This window comes from Streptomyces sp. NPDC042371 (assembly GCF_056437465.1).
The window spans coordinates 566,360-585,726 of sequence record NZ_JBWKAP010000001.1; the positions used below are offsets into that span (position 1 = coordinate 566,360).

General features: G+C 69.1%; 14 protein-coding genes and 2 CRISPR repeat arrays (1 of these 16 cut by a window edge). Of the genes, 12 read left to right on the forward strand and 2 right to left on the reverse strand.

The features are described 5' to 3' along the window. Positions 1 to 1,568: direct repeats of the CRISPR family, unit length 29 nt; unit sequence GTGGTCCCCGCGCATGCGGGGTTGGTCCC (it extends 49 nt beyond the left edge of the window). Between the two features lie 385 nt (positions 1,569 to 1,953). From AC068B_RS02540 to cas2e, 12 genes are all read left to right on the forward strand, one after another. Continuing rightward, positions 1,954 to 3,207, forward strand: a complete 1,254-nt coding sequence (locus AC068B_RS02540; protein ID WP_478668494.1) for a helix-turn-helix transcriptional regulator — start codon at positions 1,954 to 1,956, stop codon at positions 3,205 to 3,207. A gap of 323 nt (positions 3,208 to 3,530) precedes the next feature. Beyond that, positions 3,531 to 3,824, forward strand: a complete 294-nt coding sequence (locus AC068B_RS02545) for a hypothetical protein (RefSeq protein WP_478668496.1) — start codon at positions 3,531 to 3,533, stop codon at positions 3,822 to 3,824. A gap of 5 nt (positions 3,825 to 3,829) precedes the next feature. Continuing rightward, a complete protein-coding gene (locus AC068B_RS02550) occupies positions 3,830 to 4,033 on the forward strand; it encodes a hypothetical protein (protein ID WP_478668497.1) in 204 nt (67 codons plus the stop codon). Further along, on the forward strand, positions 4,030 to 4,404 hold the full coding sequence (locus AC068B_RS02555) for a hypothetical protein (RefSeq protein WP_478668498.1): 375 nt from the start codon (positions 4,030 to 4,032) through the stop codon (positions 4,402 to 4,404). The genes AC068B_RS02550 and AC068B_RS02555 overlap by 4 nt, the downstream gene beginning before the upstream one ends. Positions 4,405 to 4,490: 86 nt before the next feature. Continuing rightward, positions 4,491 to 4,832, forward strand: coding sequence for a DUF397 domain-containing protein (locus AC068B_RS02560; RefSeq protein ID WP_478668500.1), 342 nt, complete (start codon positions 4,491 to 4,493; stop codon positions 4,830 to 4,832). Between the two features lie 555 nt (positions 4,833 to 5,387). Beyond that, positions 5,388 to 7,355: direct repeats of the CRISPR family, unit length 29 nt; unit sequence GTGGTCCCCGCGCATGCGGGGTTGGTCCC. 763 nt (positions 7,356 to 8,118) lie between these two features. After that, positions 8,119 to 12,909 carry a type I-E CRISPR-associated protein Cse1/CasA gene (gene casA / locus AC068B_RS02565; RefSeq protein ID WP_478668501.1) on the forward strand — a complete coding sequence of 1,597 codons (4,791 nt, stop codon included), beginning with the start codon at positions 8,119 to 8,121 and terminating at the stop codon, positions 12,907 to 12,909. A gap of 77 nt (positions 12,910 to 12,986) precedes the next feature. Then, entirely contained in the window at positions 12,987 to 13,694 is a 708-nt protein-coding gene (gene casB / locus AC068B_RS02570; RefSeq protein ID WP_478668502.1) for a type I-E CRISPR-associated protein Cse2/CasB, read from the forward strand. A 42-nt stretch (positions 13,695 to 13,736) separates the two neighbouring features. Beyond that, positions 13,737 to 14,960: a type I-E CRISPR-associated protein Cas7/Cse4/CasC gene (gene cas7e, locus AC068B_RS02575; protein ID WP_478668504.1), complete on the forward strand. Its 1,224-nt coding sequence runs from the start codon at positions 13,737 to 13,739 to the stop codon at positions 14,958 to 14,960. Continuing rightward, complete coding sequence (gene cas5e / locus AC068B_RS02580; RefSeq protein WP_478668505.1) at positions 14,957 to 15,760, forward strand: type I-E CRISPR-associated protein Cas5/CasD; 804 nt, start codon at positions 14,957 to 14,959, stop codon at positions 15,758 to 15,760. The genes cas7e and cas5e overlap by 4 nt, the downstream gene beginning before the upstream one ends. Then, the gene (cas6e, locus tag AC068B_RS02585; protein ID WP_478668506.1) at positions 15,760 to 16,482 is read left to right on the forward strand and encodes a type I-E CRISPR-associated protein Cas6/Cse3/CasE; all 723 of its coding nucleotides are present in this window, start codon (positions 15,760 to 15,762) and stop codon (positions 16,480 to 16,482) included. Before cas5e ends, cas6e begins: the two co-directional genes overlap by 1 nt. Continuing rightward, positions 16,479 to 17,435, forward strand: coding sequence for a type I-E CRISPR-associated endonuclease Cas1e (gene cas1e, locus AC068B_RS02590; protein ID WP_478668508.1), 957 nt, complete (start codon positions 16,479 to 16,481; stop codon positions 17,433 to 17,435). Before cas6e ends, cas1e begins: the two co-directional genes overlap by 4 nt. After that, complete coding sequence (gene cas2e / locus AC068B_RS02595) at positions 17,432 to 17,791, forward strand: type I-E CRISPR-associated endoribonuclease Cas2e (protein ID WP_478668509.1); 360 nt, start codon at positions 17,432 to 17,434, stop codon at positions 17,789 to 17,791. The genes cas1e and cas2e overlap by 4 nt, the downstream gene beginning before the upstream one ends. Before the next feature lie 295 nt (positions 17,792 to 18,086). On the opposite strand, the gene AC068B_RS02600 is transcribed toward cas2e, so the two are convergent. Continuing rightward, positions 18,087 to 18,836 carry a hypothetical protein gene (locus tag AC068B_RS02600; protein WP_478668510.1) on the reverse strand — a complete coding sequence of 250 codons (750 nt, stop codon included), beginning with the start codon at positions 18,834 to 18,836 and terminating at the stop codon, positions 18,087 to 18,089. Between the two features lie 284 nt (positions 18,837 to 19,120). Continuing rightward, positions 19,121 to 19,348, reverse strand: coding sequence for a hypothetical protein (locus AC068B_RS02605; RefSeq protein ID WP_478668512.1), 228 nt, complete (start codon positions 19,346 to 19,348; stop codon positions 19,121 to 19,123). Positions 19,349 to 19,367 lie beyond the last annotated feature (19 nt).

A 19,367-nucleotide genomic window follows, 5' to 3' on the forward strand; every position in this document is an offset into this window, starting at 1 on the left:
TTCGCGGCGGGGGTGGTCCCCGCGCATGCGGGGTTGGTCCCGAACCCGCCCTGTTCGCCGAGGACATGGCCGCGTGGTCCCCGCGCATGCGGGGTTGGTCCCGATGGCGACCGGCGCGAGGACGACCGCGAGACGTGGTCCCCGCGCATGCGGGGTTGGTCCCTCGGACTCAACGCGGAACTGAGGACAATGTGGGTGGTCCCCGCGCATGCGGGGTTGGTCCCTCGACGCCGGACGCAGGTGCAGCGACACCATCGTGGTCCCCGCGCATGCGGGGTTGGTCCCTCCCTGCTCCCCGACCCCGCCGGGCACGGGCCGTGGTCCCCGCGCATGCGGGGTTGGTCCCCTCCGGCGCTGAACTCCGTGCAGTACTGGGACGTGGTCCCCGCGCATGCGGGGTTGGTCCCAGAACCCCGCCCTCCGGCGGCTAACCGGACGGGTGGTCCCCGCGCATGCGGGGTTGGTCCCACACCGTGGCCGACACACTAAGCGCAGCCATCGTGGTCCCCGCGCATGCGGGGTTGGTCCCGGGTGACGACCGCCTCCCCGGCACGCGCCATCGTGGTCCCCGCGCATGCGGGGTTGGTCCCTCCTGCCCGAGCACAGCGTGCTGCGCTTCAGGGTGGTCCCCGCGCATGCGGGGTTGGTCCCGAGTGCCGCTGCAAGGTCGTCAAGCGGAAGAAGGTGGTCCCCGCGCATGCGGGGTTGGTCCCACGCCCCTGTGGGCCGCGCCCGTCGTGTACGTGTGGTCCCCGCGCATGCGGGGTTGGTCCCTGACCCCCCTTTCAAGGGAGTTGAGCGATATCGTGGTCCCCGCGCATGCGGGGTTGGTCCCTCGGCGCCAAAACGGATGCCGTCGACACCGACGTGGTCCCCGCGCATGCGGGGTTGGTCCCCCGAAGATCCAGCCACCGTGGGTCAGCTTCAAGTGGTCCCCGCGCATGCGGGGTTGGTCCCCGGTACGCGAGTGAGAGCCGGTGCCGACCGGGGTGGTCCCCGCGCATGCGGGGTTGGTCCCGCCGATGACGCCGGTTGCCATGGCGACCAGCCGTGGTCCCCGCGCATGCGGGGTTGGTCCCGCACTCCTGGACGATCTGCGCCGGACAGCGGCGTGGTCCCCGCGCATGCGGGGTTGGTCCCAACCCGCCACCCGCGCGGCACCGTTGAGGGATGTGGTCCCCGCGCATGCGGGGTTGGTCCCCTGATCGCGTCGTCTACCGGCATTCCCGTCGGGGTGGTCCCCGCGCATGCGGGGTTGGTCCCTGGCCGTTCTGGCCGGAGGTGCACGTGCCGGAGTGGTCCCCGCGCATGCGGGGTTGGTCCCTTCGCCCTTGATCCGGGTCGTGCCCTCGGGGAGTGGTCCCCGCGCATGCGGGGTTGGTCCCGCCGAGCGGGTTTTCACTTCGAGGGCGCAGGGGTGGTCCCCGCGCATGCGGGGTTGGTCCCAGATCCAGATCGTGGATGACACGGACGCCGTCGTCGTCCCCGCGCATGCGGGGTTGGTCCCACAGTGGGGCACGCAAAGTGCGTGCCTTGTTCGTGGTCCCCGCGCACGCAGGGTCAGCCCCTGTCATAGGAGCTGCAGAAAGTTAGCGATGGACGGGAGACGCCGGAGACCCAGTACAAGCAGCACCAGCTATCGGAGCGAGCGGCAGGCGCGACTGCCGCATGCGGAGTGGCTGATCAAGTTGATGCTCGTCATCGTCGTGGCGTTCCTCACCCCGGACGCACACCGCCGTCGCCCCACCGGCACAGCCGCCCCTGAGCCCGAACGGACATCGCACGCCGCGTCCTTGGAGCCCACTCGACGCCAATGCGCTTGGCGCAAGCCCCCTTCGGGCAGGAGGGAGTCCGTTCTTCATGCCCGCACACAGGGTTGACCGACGCCTCACATGGAAACGGCCCTGCCCATACCCTGACAGTGTCGAGCTGTTCAGAGAGGGGCAAGGCCCAATGTCTCCAGGTGCTACCCCGGACCCGTACGCCGACCCGCTGCGCTTCGGGCAACGCGTCCAAATTCTTCGCGAGCGCCGCGGCATGACTCGGCTGCAGCTAGCCGACTTCGTGGGTGTATCGCCACACACCCTGAAGAAGATCGAGAACGGGCAGCAACGGGCCCCCGGCCTGGACATGGTGCTGCGCCTCGCCGAGGCACTACGAGTGCGCGATCTCGGCGACCTGACAGGCCATCCAGAAGACATGCACATCAGCCTTTTCGTCGGCCCCGGCCACCCACGGCTCGCTTCCGTGAAAGCCGCGGTCGACTCCTTCACCCTGGGATCCGACGTCGAGCCACCACCCGTCGCCCACCTGAAGGCACGCATTCACGCCGCGTGGAAGGCCCGCCACCAAGCCCCCAACCACCGTGAGGTCATCGGTCGACTGCTGCCCGACCTCATCCGCGACGGCCAGTCCCTCGTGCGCCACGCGGACACCGCAGCAGACCGGCGGACCGCTCAGGCGCTGCTTGCCGAGACCTACTCCCTGACCCAGTTCTTCGCCGCCTACCAGCCCGACTCCAGCCTGTTGTGGCGCGTCGCCGAGCGCGGCATGACCGCCGCCCAGGAGTCGGAGGACCCTCACGCGATCGGCGTGGCGGCGTGGCTCCTCGCGCAGGCCCACCGCGACAGCGGCCCGCGGTACTTCGACGCGGCCGACGCCGTGAACCTCGAAGCCCTCCGCTTCCTCGAACCGCTGCTGCCGGACGCCTCGGACGACGTCCTCGCCGTCGCCGGAGCCCTCCAGTTCGAACTCGGCTACACCGCGGCACGGCGCCGGGAGACCGGTACCGCGTGGCGGCACTGGAACAAGGCCAGCACGATGGCCCAACAGCTGCCGCACGACTACTACCACCCAGTGACGTCCTTCTCCCGCGCGATCATGGGCGCGCACGCCGTGACGGTCGCTGTCGAGCTTCGCCAGGGCGGGGAATCCGTACGCCAGTCCGCGAAGGCGGACGAGGCCGTCATCAAGTCCCGCCCGCGCCGGGCCCGGCACCGGATCGAGGAGGCGCGCGCGTTCCATCTCGACGGGCAGCCCGATGTCGCCATCGCCACCCTGGAGAAGGCTTTTCGCGCTGCGCCGGAAACGATCGCGTTCAACGGATACGCGCGCCGGATCATCCTCGAAGAGGTCGAGTCGAAACTGGCCGAGCGCCGTCGACGGGCGTCTGAACTGGCAGTAGACATCGGCATCTTGGCGGCATAGAGGGGACCGGATTCCGGTCCTCTGCCCTCGCCTTCCACCCATACGGTCACACACGTGAGACACGTCACTGCGGCCGTAGGGGTAGGCGGATGATGACCGGACGGGAAGACAACAGCGCGCTCGGCGTGGGGAGTAGTGAATCGCCGAGCTTGAGGAGCGCCGCGTTCGACTGGCTCGCGCGCTCGCAGGCCGCGCCGAACCAAGCCCACCGAGAGTGGGCAGAGCGCGGAATCGCCCTGCTGCCACTCGGCACGAGGTTCAACACGGTGTGCCTGCCCTCACCGCTCGTACACACAGCAGTCGGAACAGACGATCTGGAGCGCGTGACCGCCACGCTGGCCGAGCTTCTCAACGGCCCGGTCATCCACAACCGACCGAAGCACCTGTACTCCGCGCTCGTCGAGCCCTCACCCCCAATGCGGTGGATGCAGGAGTACAGCGAGGCCCCGATGCTGGGCACCGGCCACCATCTCTCGGTCCCGGCGTCCGACCTCACGGGCCCGACCGGCCTGTACTGGGCGGTGCGCCCCCGCATCGTCGGCGACCTGTGCCCCGTCCAGTCGGTCGCGGCACTGATCCGCATCGCCCGCAGCGAGCTTCAGCGGCGTCAGCGGTGACCTTCGTGGAGACGCCCCCCGAGGAACGGCAGGCGCAGCAGGCGTACGAGGGTCTCCTCGCCCACTTCGACGGCTGCGCCCCCTGCCGGGTCGAGAACTACTGCGAGACGGGCGAGCGACTGCGCCGCGCACACCGGGCCACCCGCTCCGCCCTCCCGCGAACCGTGACAGCCACCGACCCGGCCTCGCCGCCGCAGGAGGCATCATGACGCCGCTGGACATCCCACTGAAGTGCATCAGGTGCCGACACACGATTCGCGAGGGCGAATCCCACGAGAAGGGCCTGGTCGAGACCACCTCCGGACCTCCCGTGCCCGGAGTGGTGCACGTCCGCTGCCCCCGGCTGGTGCTCGTTCCATGCCCTCCGTGCCTGCACGCCCTGCTGCGAGGCAACAAGGACGCCCACCACTGCCACGAGGTCACCTCGGTCGGCGTCGAGGGCGAACGGCTCGTCGCAGGCATCACGGAAGGCTGCCCGTGCTTCTGCCCGGACCGGCGTACCGAGGAGAGCGCAGCCCTGAAGGCGGCGCGGGCCCAGGCCCGAGCCCTCGCGTCGCCCAGCACTCCGTCAGCGGACTGACCATCCGCCCCCTGAACTCCCGCCACGCACGCGGCGGGCAACCCTGCCCTGGCCAGGCCAGGGACCATCCCGACAGGAGGCACCCGATGGGCACGCTCACCAACGCCCGGACCACGATCCCCTACGACAACTGGACCGCACCGAGGCTCGCCTGGCGCAAGGCGGGCCACACCGACCTCAACCCGACCCTGAAGGACTGCGTGATCCTCGCAGCCGCGCCGCCCGCCCAGGACCACCCGCACCACAGCATCCCCGACGGCACGCGCATGGTCGCCATCAGCGACGACAAGGACCCGGCCGCCCCGGTGCTGCTCATGAGCCGGGTGGAGATCAGCAAGTTCTTCGACGGGGTGATCGCGGGTGAATTCGACGAGTTCCGGGCGAACGCGGACGAGCTCGAAGCCGCCGCGGCAGACGCCACAGCCTGACCCGGGCGGCGAGACCCGCGACACCCGGCAGGCGCCGCACGACAACTCCCGCTCATTGACGAGCGGCCCGATCTGCTCGGCACACCAGGGGCCACCACTTCGCACCATCCACAGCTCGGCGGGCACCAGCATCTGCCCGCTCTGCACACCCCTCGGACCGACCCCCGCGCACACCGCCGCGATCGTGCACAGGCAGAACACGATCCTGGACAACCCGTACTGGCGTGAAGGCGGACTGGCGACCTGAGCCGCCTCGGACCTCGCCGCTAAAGGGAGGCTCGGCCCCACGGCCGGGCCTCCCCCACTGGACGAGCTCCCTAAGCGGGATACCAGGGGCGTCGGCAATGCGGACCAGATCGTCGGGGACGGCGCCCGCGTGGCCCTACTCGATACGGTCGTTGCCCTAGAGTCTTTCCCAAGCTGCGCCCTGGTGGCCGCGCGGCATCAAGACATCCTCTTAGTTACGCCATCTGAAGGCAGATGACCTAAATGTCGATTTCCACGCTAGTAAGTAAAATCGACCTCCTCAGCCCGTAAAAGCCCAGGTCGCTCCCTGTGGTCCCCGCGCATGCGGGGTTGGTCCCCCCACGAGATCGGCCGGGCCATGAGCTTCGCCGTGGTCCCCGCGCATGCGGGGTTGGTCCCTGCGCCGTGCCCTGTACGAGTCCGTCGAGGGCGTGGTCCCCGCGCATGCGGGGTTGGTCCCGCCCTTGGCCATGCGCTCTGTGTGCCGTGCCGGTGGTCCCCGCGCATGCGGGGTTGGTCCCGTCACCGCCGCGGAGTTGCCCGCCGTGACCAGGTGGTCCCCGCGCATGCGGGGTTGGTCCCGGGACGGGGAAGCTCGGCTCGATGCAGCCGACGTGGTCCCCGCGCATGCGGGGTTGGTCCCTCAAAAGTGCGGCCCGCCGGTTGGGGGGGGGCGTGGTCCCCGCGCATGCGGGGTTGGTCCCTCCTCGTTCAGCGCGGTGGCCTTGCCCATCTCGTGGTCCCCGCGCATGCGGGGTTGGTCCCACGCACCTGGACAACCAGGTCACGGCGTACCCGGTGGTCCCCGCGCATGCGGGGTTGGTCCTTCGCACCGCCATCCTGGACTGCTACAAGCGCGGTGGTCCCCGCGCATGCGGGGTTGGTCCCACGTCACGATTCTCGGGCCGACGGACAATGGCGTGGTCCCCGCGCATGCGGGGTTGGTCCCTACCACGACATCGGAGTCGAGCTGTACCGGAAGTGGTCCCCGCGCATGCGGGGTTGGTCCCCGGCGGGCAGAGAAGGAGCGGCGGGCCGTGCTGTGGTCCCCGCGCATGCGGGGTTGGTCCCGGCCCGTTTCATGGCCGGGTTCGTGGCGAAGGGTGGTCCCCGCGCATGCGGGGTTGGTCCCCGGGCCGCACAGGACCACCGGCACACGTGGGGGTGGTCCCCGCGCATGCGGGGTTGGTCCCTTCCTCATCAAGGTCGGCGGACGGCCCGGGCTGTGGTCCCCGCGCATGCGAGGTTGGTCCCACAGCGACCACGCCCACCACTGCCTCAAGTCGGTGGTCCCCGCGCATGCGGGGTTGGTCCCTTCCGCAGCGAGTGCATGCGCTCGCGATCGTCGTGGTCCCCGCGCATGCGGGGTTGGTCCCCCAGATCTGAAGTTCCTCGGCTTGATCGTCGGGTGGTCCCCGCGCATGCGGGGTTGGTCCCGCGAAGGCAAGCCCGTCGCGCGGCATCTGTCCGTGGTCCCCGCGCATGCGGGGTTGGTCCCATGAGCCGCATGGCCGACCAGGACGAGAAGCAGTGGTCCCCGCGCATGCGGGGTTGGTCCCGGACAGTGCAACGGCGGCCAGCCCCAGGAGCAGTGGTCCCCGCGCATGCGGGGTTGGTCCCGCCTGGTGTTCGTCGTCCTGGGCGGCGCAGAGGTGGTCCCCGCGCATGCGGGGTTGGTCCCGCGCGTTCCCCGAGGCTGGCCCCCACCGCGAGGTGGTCCCCGCGCATGCGGGGTTGGTCCCGCCCCCGTGGTGGCGGGGGCGTTGGGGTCTGAGTGGTCCCCGCGCATGCGGGGTTGGTCCCGCGATGCTGATCAACGCCAGTGGGCCGGGGGGTCCCCGCGCATGCGGGGTTGGTCCCCGTCGACTTCCACGGCTCGGTGAGTTGTGGTCCCCGCGCATGCGGGGTTGGTCCCTGTTCGGCACGCAGGCCGAGGATCTCGGCGCCGTGGTCCCCGCGCATGCGGGGTTGGTCCCCCGGACGGCTCGCAGCACGCCTGGCACTTCGCCGTGGTCCCCGCGCATGCGGGGTTGGTCCCGGAATCATCGTCACCCCATAGGGAACAGACTTGTGGCCCCCGCGCATGCGGGGTTGGTCCCGGTAGGCGAAGGGGGTGGGTTACAAAACGGTTGTGGTCCCCGCGCATGCAGGGTTGGTCCCCAGGCCTGGCAGCATGCCCTGCCGGACTGGGGGCCCGCGCATGCGGGGTTGGTCCCCCGAACAGGCCTCCGCCCACGACGGCGTTGGAGTGGTCCCCGCGCATGCGGGGATGCCCCCTGGAGATCGCGAAGGGTTACGTGGTCCCCGCTCGTGCGGGGCTTCAGCCGCCAAGGCCCGGGAGCCGCCATGCCTGAGCATCAAACGACGTGACTCACTGAAACCTCCGTCTCCTCAACTGGAGGTCGCGGAAGGTACGAAGGTACGTCGAAGTCGCGAGGCGTACATCAATTACGCCCTCGAAGTTGGCCGGTGCCCAGCCGACCACAGGACCCGCATGGAAGCCTGATACACGGCCAGCCCCACAGCGGCCCACCCCACAGCGGCCCACCGCACAACGGCCGGACCCGCTGTGCCTCCTCGCCCCACGAGGAGAGCGGGCCCGGCCTGTCCCCAGCCACCTAGTGATCGTTAGGAACTGGCTCATGGCATTACCCTCACACCACAGCTCAGACGGCCCACCCACACCACCCAGCTCCGCTTACACACTGCTCGCCGCACTCCTCGCCGCCTGCCCCGCCGCGCCTTCTCCGTACGCCCCCTAATCCCTGGGTATGGGGCGCCGTAGTGGTCGTGGTCGTGGTCATCGTCGTTCTGGCGGTTGCGCCGCCGAAATTGAACGGATGCCAGGCCTAACGACGGTTCCGCTGCGGTCGGTGTCAAGCAGTGCCCGGCACCGGCCGCCCGTTCCATGAGCGGACAGACGCGGTTGGTCGACTGTAGTCGGCCATTGCCTGCGCCTTACTACACCGCCCACCGCGATCCCCTCTCCTTGCACAAATACCGCCTCTGCGAGGGCAAGGACATGTCTCATGTACCTGTGATGCGAACACCACCGGCAGGCGGAGCGCCCTTCCTTCACCTTTCCGCGGCCGCCCGCACCGCATGGGCGAAGCATGACCAGAACAACAGCGGCTATCTCCCACTCTGGAGACACATGGCCGACAGCTCCGCCGTGGCGGGGAAGCTGTGGGACGAATGGCTGCCTGCCAACATCAAATGCCTCGTCACAGAAGCCCTTTCGGGCAACGAGGACGACGCGCGGCGACTCGTGGTGTTCCTAGCGGGAGCTCATGACACCGGCAAGGCGACCTGCGCATTCGCCTGTCAGGTCGATTCGCTCGCGGACCGGATGCGCGATGTCGGCCTCGAGATGCCCACTGTCGAGCAGTTCGGAACCGATCGCCGCATGGCCCCGCACGGGCTCGCCGGGCAGCTGCTTCTTCAGGAATGGCTCGGTGAGCGCTACGGCATGAGCGCGCGGGTGTCCGGGCAGTTCGCGGTCGTCGTGGGCGGGCACCACGGTACGCCGCCCGAGCACCAGCAGATTCACGATCTTCAGCTCCGCCCGTGGCTGCTCCGTCCCACGGGCGATGCCGAGAATACTTGGCGCCGCGTGCAGTACGAGTTGATGGACGGATGCGCCGAACTGGCTGGCATCAATGAGCGGTTGGACGCATGGAAAGAGGTACGGCTGACACAGCCGGTGCAGGTCCTCCTGACGGCGATAGTGATCCTCTCGGATTGGATAGCCAGCTCTGCCGAACTGTTTCCGTACGATCCGGCCTCCTGGCTGCCAATCGGCTCGGTCGGCGAGGCGCGTCGACTAAGAGCGGCTTGGGAGGGATTGGATCTCCCTGGCCCGTGGGCGCCCGAAGAACCGGACCAATCCGCATCCGCCGAAGCTCTCTTCGCAGAGCGATTCGATCTGCCTGTCGGGGCGCGGATCCGACCAGTCCAGGTAGAAGCCGTTCGCATGGCACGCGAAATGGAATCCCCCGGTCTATTGATGATCGAAGCCCCTATGGGAGAGGGGAAAACCGAGGCGGCATTCGCGGCGGCGGAGATCCTTGCCGCGAGAAGTGGAGCCGGTGGATGTCTCGTGGCGCTGCCTACCCGCGCCACTGGAGATGCCATGTTTCCGCGGTTGTTGCATTGGCTCGATCGGCAGCCGTCGAACGGCTCGTGGTCTGTCGTACTCGCACACGCGAAGGCCTCGCTCGATGAGCTCTGGTCCGGACTCATGCGACGCGGGCATCGGACCATCGCCGCGGTCGAGCCCGACCGATCACAGCAGTTGAGTTCCGTACGGTCCCCTCGTTCCGAACCTGCCGGGCTACAGGCTCATCAATGGCTGCGCGGTCGGAAGAAGTCCTTGCTCGCCTCATTCGCGGTGGGAACCATCGACCAGGTGCTCTTCGCCGGTCTCAAGAGCCGACACTTGGCACTGAGACATCTGGCCGTGGCGGGCAAGGTCGTCGTCATCGACGAGGTGCACGCGTACGACGCCTACATGGGCCGCTATCTCGACCGCGTCCTGGAATGGCTCGCCGCGTACCGCGTACCAGTGATCATGCTCTCCGCAACCCTCCCGGCGGACCGCAGACAAGCGCTCGCGGCCAGTTACGCGGGAACAACCCTCGCGGACACCGATGTTGAGCGCGATCCTGCCGCGTACCCACTGATCACCGCCGTTTCCCCAGGGGTCCGGGTCCGCTCTGCACGGCCTCCCATCTCTCCGGAGCGCCGCACCGAGGTGGCGCTCGAACGCCTGGACGACGACCTTGATCGCCTCGCCGACCGTATGGCGTACGAGCTACAAGACGGCGGCTGCGCGCTGGTCGTACGGAACACCGTCCAGCGGGTGCTGGACACGGCAGACGCGCTGCGCAGCCGGTTCGGCGCGGAGAACGTGACCGTCACCCACTCCCGCTTTCTGGCCGCCGACCGGGCCACCCGGGATGCCGAACTGCGCGACTCCTTCGGACCGCACGGGACCGGACCGCACGGGACCGGACCACACGGGACCGGACCACACGGGAACGGGCCGCCCGGAATCGGACCGCCCGGGAAACGACCCACAGGGCCACACATCGTGGTCGCCAGCCAGGTGATCGAGCAGTCCCTCGACGTGGACTTCGACCTGCTGGTCAGCGACTTGGCGCCGGTGGACCTGATGCTCCAGCGGATGGGCCGCCTGCACCGGCACCCGCGGCAACGTCCACGGAGGTTGGCTCAGGCACGCTGCCTCGTGACCGGCGCCGGATGGGAGTCGGGCCCTCCCCTGCCCGCGCCCGGATCGGAGTTCATCTACCGGCGACATGCCCTGCTGCGTTCCTTGGCCGTGCTCGGGCCCCACCTCGACGGCGAGCCGCTGGTGCTTCCCGACCACATCAGCCCACTCGTGCAGGCGGCCTACGGAGAGGCAGCGGTCGGCCCGTCGCAGTGGGCAGGGCCCTTGGACACGGCGCGGACCGACCACTTCCGGCTTCTCGCGGACAAGCGCCTGAAGGCGGAGGCATTTCTGCTCGGACCCGTCAGACGAGCCGGGCGTCCGATCTACGGCTGGCTCGGGGCCAACGCCGGCGACGCCGACGACAACCGGGACGGCAGGGCCCAGGTCCGTGACAGCGAGGAAGGTCTGGAGGTGCTGGTGGTCCAGCGGCTCCGTGACGGCACGCTCGCCACAGTGCCCTGGCTGACACGCGGGCGAGGCGGTCTGCCGCTGCCGACGGACTTCGCCCCCAACCGGCGTGCCGCCCAAGCTGTGGCATCGAGTGCGATCACGCTGCCCCGACTGTTCTCCCATCGCGGGGCGATCGACCGGACCATCGACGAGCTGGAGGGCTTCCTCGTCCCTGCCTGGCAGGTGAAGGAATGCCCTTGGCTCGCAGGCGAGTTAGTGATGATCCTGGACGCGGATTGTCAGACCCGCCTGGGAGGCTACGACCTCAGGTACAGCAGTGCCGACGGGCTGCGTGTGAGCGACAACTCCAAGGCACCGCGCGCCGCAGCCGCAACCACAACCGCGCCGTCAAGCGGAACCGAGCACACGAAGGAGGACGACCATGATCCGGCAACGTACGCAGTTGCCCCACCCTCCGCTCCCGGCAAGGAGCTGAGCCCCATGCCACCGGTGTCGGCCGCTCCCCCGGATCCGCCCTCTTTCAACCTCGTGACGTCTGCCTGGTTACCGGTCCAGCGCCTCGACGGGAGTACGGACGAGCTGTCGCTTCTGGAGCTCTTCGCCCAGGCCCGGGAGGTACGTCGCCTCATGGGCGACCTGCCGACACAGGACTTCGCCCTCCTGCGGCTGTTGCTGGCCATCGTGCACGATGCGGTCGACGGCCCGGCGGAGCTCGACGACTGGGCGGAACTGTGGGAGTCGGACGACCCTTTCGCGGAGGTCTCCGGCTACCTCGACCGGCATCGCGACCGCTTCGACCTCTTCCACCCGGACGCGCCCTTCTACCAAGTGGCGGGCCTGAGTACGGCGAAGGACGAAATAGCCTCCCTCAACCGGCTCGTCGCCGACGTGCCGAACGGGGAGCCGTTCTTCACCATGCGCAGCCCCGGCGTCGACCGCCTTTCCTACGCCGAGGCCGCACGCTGGCTCGTCCATGCACATGCCTACGACCCCTCAGGGATCAAGTCCGGGATGGTGGGCGACCCAAGGGCCAGGTCCGGCAAGGTATATCCGCTCGGTGTCGGTTCCGTCGGCAACCTCGGTGGCATCTTCGCCGAGGGCACCACCCTGCAGCAGACCCTGCTCCTGAATCTGATCGCCTTCGACGAAGGCATTGTCGAACAAAGGGTCGAACAACGGGTCGAGCGGCAGGTCGAGCAACAGAGGGACGATCTGCCGGTCTGGCGCCGTCCACCGTCCACAGCAGCCGCCGACGAACAGCGGCTCGTCAGCGGCCCCGTCGGACTGCGCGACCTCTACACCTGGCAGTCGCGACGGCTGCGCCTGCACCTCGATGCCTCGGATGTGACGGGTGTCGTCCTCGGGTACGGGGATCCGCTGACCCCGCACGCGCCCTGGAAGCTGGAGCCCATGTCCGGCTGGCGGCGCAGCCCGGCGCAGGAGAAGAAGCAGGGGCAGCCGCTGGTCTACATGCCACGCCAGCACGATCCGAGCCGGGCCGCCTGGCGAGGACTCGGCGCTCTGCTCCCCGCACGACGCACGGACACGGAGGACACCGGACGCGGCACCGCCGAATCACTCCCTGCCGGGATCGTCTCCTGGTGCTCGATGCTCGCCACGGAGGGCGTGATCGAGCAGCAGTCACTGATCCGGGTGCGGCTCGTGGGCGCGGTGTACGGCACCCAGCAGTCCGTCGTGGACGAGGTCGTGGACGACTCGGTGGTCCTGCCCGTGGTCCTCCTGCACGAGGAGAACCCGGCCTTCGGCGCCACCGCGGTCGATGCGGTGCACGACGCGCAGGGCGCGGTGGCGGCGCTGGGGCAGTTGGCCGGGAATCTGGCGCGTGCCATCGGCTCGAATCCCGAACCGGCAAGCGACACCGCTCGCGACCTCGGATTCGGAGCGCTCGACGGGCCGTACCGGAAGTGGCTCGCCGGACTGCGTCCAGGCGTTGATCCGCACGCGGCCCGGAAACTCTGGCAGGCGAGTGTCCGGGAACAGGTCATGGGGCTCGGCCTGCGGCTGCTCGACTCCGCGGGACCCGTAGCGTCCGAGGGACGAGTCACCGACGTCCCCGGCTCGGGGCGCCACTGGATCAATGACGCACGCGCGGAGCAATGGTTCCGGCGGCGGCTGAACCAGGTACTTCCGCGATCGCAACGAGAATCGGACGAGGTAGCCGAATGAGCACCGTCACGTCGTCATCGCCGGAGAGCGGACCGAACGGGCCGAACGGACCGAAGGGGTCTCCAAACGTCGGCGGCATGCGCCGTCCCTCCCTGAAGGCCCCCGGGCGCGCGACCGACCGCTGCATCAGCCGACTTCAGGCCCTGTACCGGCAGGACAACTCAAGCGCCGTGGCGGCACTGGCGCGTCTGCGGCGGGGAGTCGGCAAGGCCGCGCACGAGGCCCCCGAGTGCTGGGGAACCGACGGGCTGGAGGAGCTGAACTCCGTCCGGGCGGAGCACGACCTCGCTGGTGGGGCCGAGTCCGGGGACGTCGCATCGGCGAAGTTCTACTCTGCCGACGCCCGCCGGTGGGGTGAGCGACGCGAACTCGCCGAGGAAAGGGCCGTGTTCCTCGCGATCACCTTGTGGGCCCTTCACCAGCAGTCCATTCGGGACGCCAGCATGCACGGGCACGACTGGGGTCTGGGCAGATCGGTCCGGTACCTGGCACAGGCGCACCCTGCCGCGGCAGACCCGGAGGCCGAGGCCGCCGCCGACACGAAGTTGGACGGGGAACTGAGCGAGACCCTTCGCAAGAGGTTCGTCCGGATCGGCACCTCGACGTCGTTCGAAATGCTCGGAGTGAGGCTCCGCGAGGTGGTGCTCCTGCTCCGGGGAGCACAGATCCCGCTCGACTACGCCCGCCTGGCCGACCAGCTCTCCGACTGGCAGGAAACGTCCCGGCGGGCCGAGGTCCGCCGCACCTGGGGCCGTGACTTCCATCTGTCCGGCGCCCACAACTGAGCTCTGTTGCACCACCTGTTGGCACGCCAAGGGGGATTCCCGTTGACACGCACCATTCTTGACATCCACATTCTGCAGTCCGTGCCGCCGAGCAACCTGAATCGCGACGACACCGGCACTCCCAAGTCCGCCGTCTACGGAGGGGTCCGCCGGGCCCGCGTCTCCAGCCAGGCCTGGAAACGGGCCACCCGCAAGGCCTTCGCCGAACTGCTGCAGCCGTCCGAGCTCGGCGTACGGACGAAGAAGGTCGCCGATGCTCTCGCCGAGCACATCACCGCGCTGGAACCCTCGTTGACGGCATCCGCAGCCGTGGAACTGGCAGCCGAGGTCATGCAGGCTGCCACCGGCTCCAAGATCAGCGTGCCGAAGCGGCGAGCGAAGGACGACGCGGCGGGAGAGCGCGAGCCGAGCCCAGAGTCCTCGTACTTGATGTTTCTCAGCGGCCGCCAACTCGACGCGCTGGCGGCGCTCGCTCTGGAGCTCAGTCCAGGCGGCGACCTCAAGGCCTTCAAGGAGGCCCTGAAGGACAAGGAGCACAAGGGGTACAAGGCGCGCCTCAAGGAGGCGGTCGACAGTCGTCACTCCGTGGACATCGCGCTGTTCGGGCGTATGGTCGCGGACTCTCCGAACCTCAATGTCGAAGGAGCCACGCAGGTCGCCCACGCGATCGGAGTGCACCCGTCCGAGATCGAGTCGGACTACTACACGGCGGTGGACGACCGGAACGCCGACGACGAATCCGGCGCCGGAATGATCGGCACCATCGATTTCAACTCGGCGACGCTCTACCGGTATGCCGCTGTCGACATCGACGACCTCCACCGCAACCTCGGCACCGGGCTCCAGGAGGACGAACACCCGACGACGCCGACACAGAAGGCGGCGAGCGCCTTCCTCGAAGCATTCATCACCTCCCTGCCGACCGGAAAGATCAACACGTTCGGCAACCACACCCTCCCGGCTGCCGTCGTCGTCAAGCTCCGCGAGAAGCGACCCATCAGCTTCGTCGGCGCGTTCGAGGAACCGGTGCGCCAGGGCACGGAGGGTGGCTTCGTCCGGGAGAGCTGCAAGCGCGTCGCCACCTACGTACCCGGCCTTGAGCGCCAGTACGGGGTCTCCGAGGGCCAGCAGACATGGGTTCTCCGCGTCGGCGAGGAGACCGGAGCGCTCACGGCGCTGGGCACCGAGGTGACCCTGAGTGCCCTGCTGGCAGCCGTCGAGGACGCCATCGCGCAGCGACTGGGTACGCCGAGGTCGGCGACATGAGCGTGCTGCTACTCCGGCTGGCGGGCCCTCTTCAATCGTGGGGATCCGCGGCCCGGTTCGCCCGGCGCAGCACGGAGAACGCCCCGACCAAGAGCGGCGTCCTCGGCCTGCTCGCCGGGGCCCTGGGCCGAAGCCGGGAAGAGGATCTTTCCGACCTGGCGGCACTCCGGTTCGGCGTACGCATCGACCAGCCCGGTGCCCGGCTACGGGACTTCCACACAGCCCACCACGACGACACCGGCCGGGCCATGCCGGTGTCCGAACGGTTCTACCTTGCCGACGCGGTCTTCCTGGCAGGGGTCGAAGGCGGCACCCACCTGCTCCAACAGCTCTACGACGCGCTCCTCGCCCCGCACTTCCTGCCGTACCTCGGCCGCCGGTCCTGCCCGCCCTCGCGCCCCATCACCACCGGGCCGCCGCAGGAGGTGGCGCTGGAGCAGGCGCTGAGCGAGACCGCGTGGCAGGCCTCCGACTGGTACGTCAGGCAGACCCGTGCGAGGACGCGGCACGCGGCTGCGCCTGCCGCGGCTCCGGCCCTGGACATACTGATCGACTGCCTGCCGGCCGAAGCGCCCGACTTCTCCGTACGGGACACCCCGCTGAGCTTCGACCCCAGGCACCGTCAGTACGGCCTGCGCGGCATCCGCTCCGGCCGGTCCCACGCACCCGCAGCCCCCTCCGCACCGGCTCCCCCACCTCACGACCCGACCAGCACGCTCCCGCCGGCCGACGGGACGCCCGAGCCCTCCTGGACCACGCACACGACACCACCGGAATCTGGACTCCCGAGGATCCACTGATGTATCTGACCCGCTTCGGCTTCAACACCGCGCGTTCCGGGGCCCGACGGCTGCTCGGCTCACCCCACCTGCTGCACGGCGCCGTGAGCGCGGCGTTCCCCGTACGACCGGCACGGGACGGTGAGGGGCCGCGCGTACTCTGGCGCATCGACCGCGACCACCAGTCGCAGATCAAGCTCTACGTCGTCAGCCCCGACCAGCCGGACCTGACCCATCTCGTCGAGCAGGCCGGGTGGCCGACATTGAACGAACCCGGGTGGGCCACCTTCGCCTACGGCAGCTTCCTCGACGCACTCACGGCCGGTGACACCTGGAGTTTCAGGCTCGCGGCCAACCCCGTGCACAACATCCGCCTGCCGCAGGACAAACCAGGCGCCCGCACCAGGCGCACGGCGCATCGCACACCACGTCATCAGATGCGGTGGCTGCTGGAGCGGCAGGAGCGGGCGGGATTCGAAGTGGTCCGCAAAGCCACCGAACGACAACTGACGGAATTCGGCGACGAATTCGAGCTGATCGTCCGGGACCAGTCTCCGCTCCAGTTCCACCGGCCCCCGGCGGAGCGGACCCGTCAGGACGTCCGCCTCACCCGAGTGACGTTCGACGGTCGGCTGCGGATCACCGAGCCGGAGACCTTCCGCCGCACCCTCACCCACGGCCTCGGCAAAGCCAAGGCCTACGGCTGCGGGCTGATGACGATCGCCCCGGTGAGCAAGCAATGAGCACCGTGGGCCGCAGGCCGACATCCACGCCCCGCGAACTCACCCGGGTCGGGGACCGGTTGTCCTTCGTCTACCTGGAGCGGTGCACCGTGCACCGGGACGACAACGCGATCACTGTGACGGACGCGGACGGGGTCACCCATGTCCCGTCCGCAACCATCGGCGTCCTGCTCCTCGGCCCCGGTACGTGCGTCACGCACCAAGCCATGGCCCTGCTCGGTGAGTGCGGCGCCGGTGCCGCCTGGGTGGGCGAACTCGGCGTGCGCTTCTACGCGGGCGGACGTGCCCTTACCCGCTCATCAGGACTGATCGAGGCCCAGGCCACGGTGTGGGCGAACCGACGCACCCGGCTGGAGGTGGCCCGCGCGATGTACCGCCTCCGGTTCCCCGACGAGGGCCCCGCAGGCCACTCCCGCCAAGAGCTCTTGAGCATGGAGGGGCGTCGGCTCAAGGAGTGCTACCGCCGTGAGTCGGCCCGCACCGGAGTTCCCTGGCGGCGGCGCGAATACCACCGTGACGACTTCTCGGCGGGCGATCCGCCCAACCAAGCGGTCACAGCCGCGGCGCAGTGCATGTACGGCGTCGCCCACTCCGTCGTCTCCGCCCTCGGCTGCTCCCCCGGCCTCGGCTTCGTGCACTCCGGCCACGAAAGAACTTTCGTCCTCGACGTGGCCGACCTCTACAAGACGGAGCTGGCGATCCCGGCGGCGTTCGATGCGGCTGCGGAAGGGGCAGAGGACGTCGCGTCCCGAACGCGCAGGGCTCTGCGCGACCGCATCAACCAGACGAACCTGCTCGATCGCTGCGTACGCGACATCAAAAGCTTGCTGGGCTACACCACCCCTCCCACGGCCACGGAGGCCGTCGAGGAAGACCGCATGACCTTGCAGTCGGACGGCGACGGGCACGTGGAGGGCGGACGGAACTACGGCAGCGAGGAGCCGATCTGGTGACGGTCATCGTGCTCGCCAACTGCCCCTCCGGGCTCAGAGGGTTCCTCACCCGCTGGCTCCTGGAGATCTCCCCCGGCGTCTTCCTGGGCGCCCCCAGCGCTCGCGTACGAGACATCCTGTGGGCAAAGGTACGCGAATACTCCGGCCAGGGCCGCGCCCTCCTAGCCTACCAAACGGACACCGAACAGGGCTTCACCTTCAAAACCCACGACCACGCGTGGCACCCGGTGGACCACGAAGGCCTGACCCTGATCCACCGCCCGTCCCACACAGCCCCACGCCCCGCTGACAAACAGCCGTCACCGCCTCGCTCGGGCTGGAGCAAGGCGTCGAAGAGACGACGGTTCGGCGGCTGACGGGAATGGAGGAGGGCTGGGCTTGCGTCCACATATGCCTAAATCACCATTCACACCTACATGACGGAATCTTGGGTAGCAAGCAAAAACGGACACCCCAGCCCACAAACACGCACGTCGCCCACTGTGGTCCCCGCGGTGCGGGGGTGGTCCCACCTTCCTCAACGGGATCCCTGTCGGGTTCGGGTGGTCCCCGCGCGTGCGGGGGTGGTCCCGGTCCTTGACCGAGGACGGTGTACAGCCGTCCATGGTCCCCGCACGTGCGGGGGTGGTCCCATCACCCGCGCAGCGGACCTCACCGTGGTCGGATGGTCCCCGCGCATGCGGGGAGGGGATCCCTCCTGGCGTCCCTTGGCCTCGGAGAGAGCCTGCCCTCAGCCCACCCACCCACCTCGCGTGCGGCATCAGCCAACCGCCGCGGCCCGCCACGGACAATGGACCGCAGCACCTCGCGAAGGCGCCTGCGATGGCGCGACGAGGTCACATTGCGCAGGAGCGGTCCCAGCCGGGTGAGTAGCCCTTCGGCTTCCCTCCAGGCCCCGAGACGTACAAGAGCGTCCAGCTCGGCCGTGATGCAGTACAGCGCCCCGCGGCCCGTCGGATCGATCGCCTCGACCATTTCGCGGGTCCGCGCGAAGTGCGGCACCGCGCGGGCGGGCTCCGCCAGGAGCAGGGCCACCCGCGGCGGGATTCCACGGCCGGTGAGCGCGGCGCAGAGGGCGAGTGCCTCGCCCGGGCGGCCGCTCTCCGTGGCTTCCATGGCCAGCAGGCCCATGGCGAACCACTGCAGGGTCCGGCCCCCGGCGGCATGCGCGAGACGCAGGGATTCCGTCCAGTCCGCCCGCGCCTCTCCAGGGCGAGCCGCGTCGAACAGTAACCAACCGGCGATCTTGGCGAGTTCGGCGACGACAGCCAGTTGTGCCTTGTCTCCGCCGGAGATCCTCGATCGCTCCGCGTGCCACACCTGGATGGCCGCGCCTGCCACGTGGTCGCCGCCATGCGCGCTGTCGTGGGTGAGCAGCCAGCCCGCCCGCTCCTGCACCACAGCGTGCGGGTGATCGCCCTGCGGTTCCCTCCGCCTCGCCCACGTTGGCGTCACCGCCACCGTCTACGCTCACGTCCGACTCCGCCTCCAGCGCGATGCCATCGACCTCCTCGGCCGCGCCCTCGACCACCCCTGAAATACGTATGGCAACGGCGGCGGACACCAGGTGTCCGCCGCCGTTGCCGTCAACTACTGCCGTCAAGCTCCCTTGGAGCCCCACGTGCAAGGCCTCAGGTTTGCTGTCCCAACCCTACGAAGCCGATGCAGCCTACGCGCGGGAGACCTTACGCCTCATCCGCCTGCTCTTCGGCAATGCGGCGAGCCGCGTCATCCGCAACTTCACTCCACACGATCAACCCCTCGGATTCGAATTCTTCCAGGAGGGCCTGCAGAATTTCGTCCACCGGGCGCCCCTTGTGGGTCCCGCGGACCTTCCCAAAGGCGCGTTCAAATTTACGCAAATGCTCTTGAACGCGAGGAATATCCTTGTCGTACTCTGCGGGATCGGCCATGCGAACGTCACCACCTATC

Bases quoted from the DNA above. Each gene is read 5' to 3' on its own strand.
- cas1e (WP_478668508.1), top strand. From the start codon at position 16,479: ATGAGCACCGTGGGCCGCAGGCCGACATCCACGCCCCGCGAACTCACC.
- AC068B_RS02560 (WP_478668500.1), top strand. From the start codon at position 4,491: ATGGGCACGCTCACCAACGCCCGGACCACGATCCCCTACGACAACTGG.
- AC068B_RS02540 (WP_478668494.1), top strand. From the start codon at position 1,954: ATGTCTCCAGGTGCTACCCCGGACCCGTACGCCGACCCGCTGCGCTTC.
- casA (WP_478668501.1), top strand. From the start codon at position 8,119: ATGCGAACACCACCGGCAGGCGGAGCGCCCTTCCTTCACCTTTCCGCG.
- cas6e (WP_478668506.1), top strand. From the start codon at position 15,760: ATGTATCTGACCCGCTTCGGCTTCAACACCGCGCGTTCCGGGGCCCGA.
- AC068B_RS02605 (WP_478668512.1), bottom strand. From the start codon at position 19,348: ATGGCCGATCCCGCAGAGTACGACAAGGATATTCCTCGCGTTCAAGAG.
- AC068B_RS02555 (WP_478668498.1), top strand. From the start codon at position 4,030: ATGACGCCGCTGGACATCCCACTGAAGTGCATCAGGTGCCGACACACG.
- cas5e (WP_478668505.1), top strand. From the start codon at position 14,957: ATGAGCGTGCTGCTACTCCGGCTGGCGGGCCCTCTTCAATCGTGGGGA.
- casB (WP_478668502.1), top strand. From the start codon at position 12,987: ATGCGCCGTCCCTCCCTGAAGGCCCCCGGGCGCGCGACCGACCGCTGC.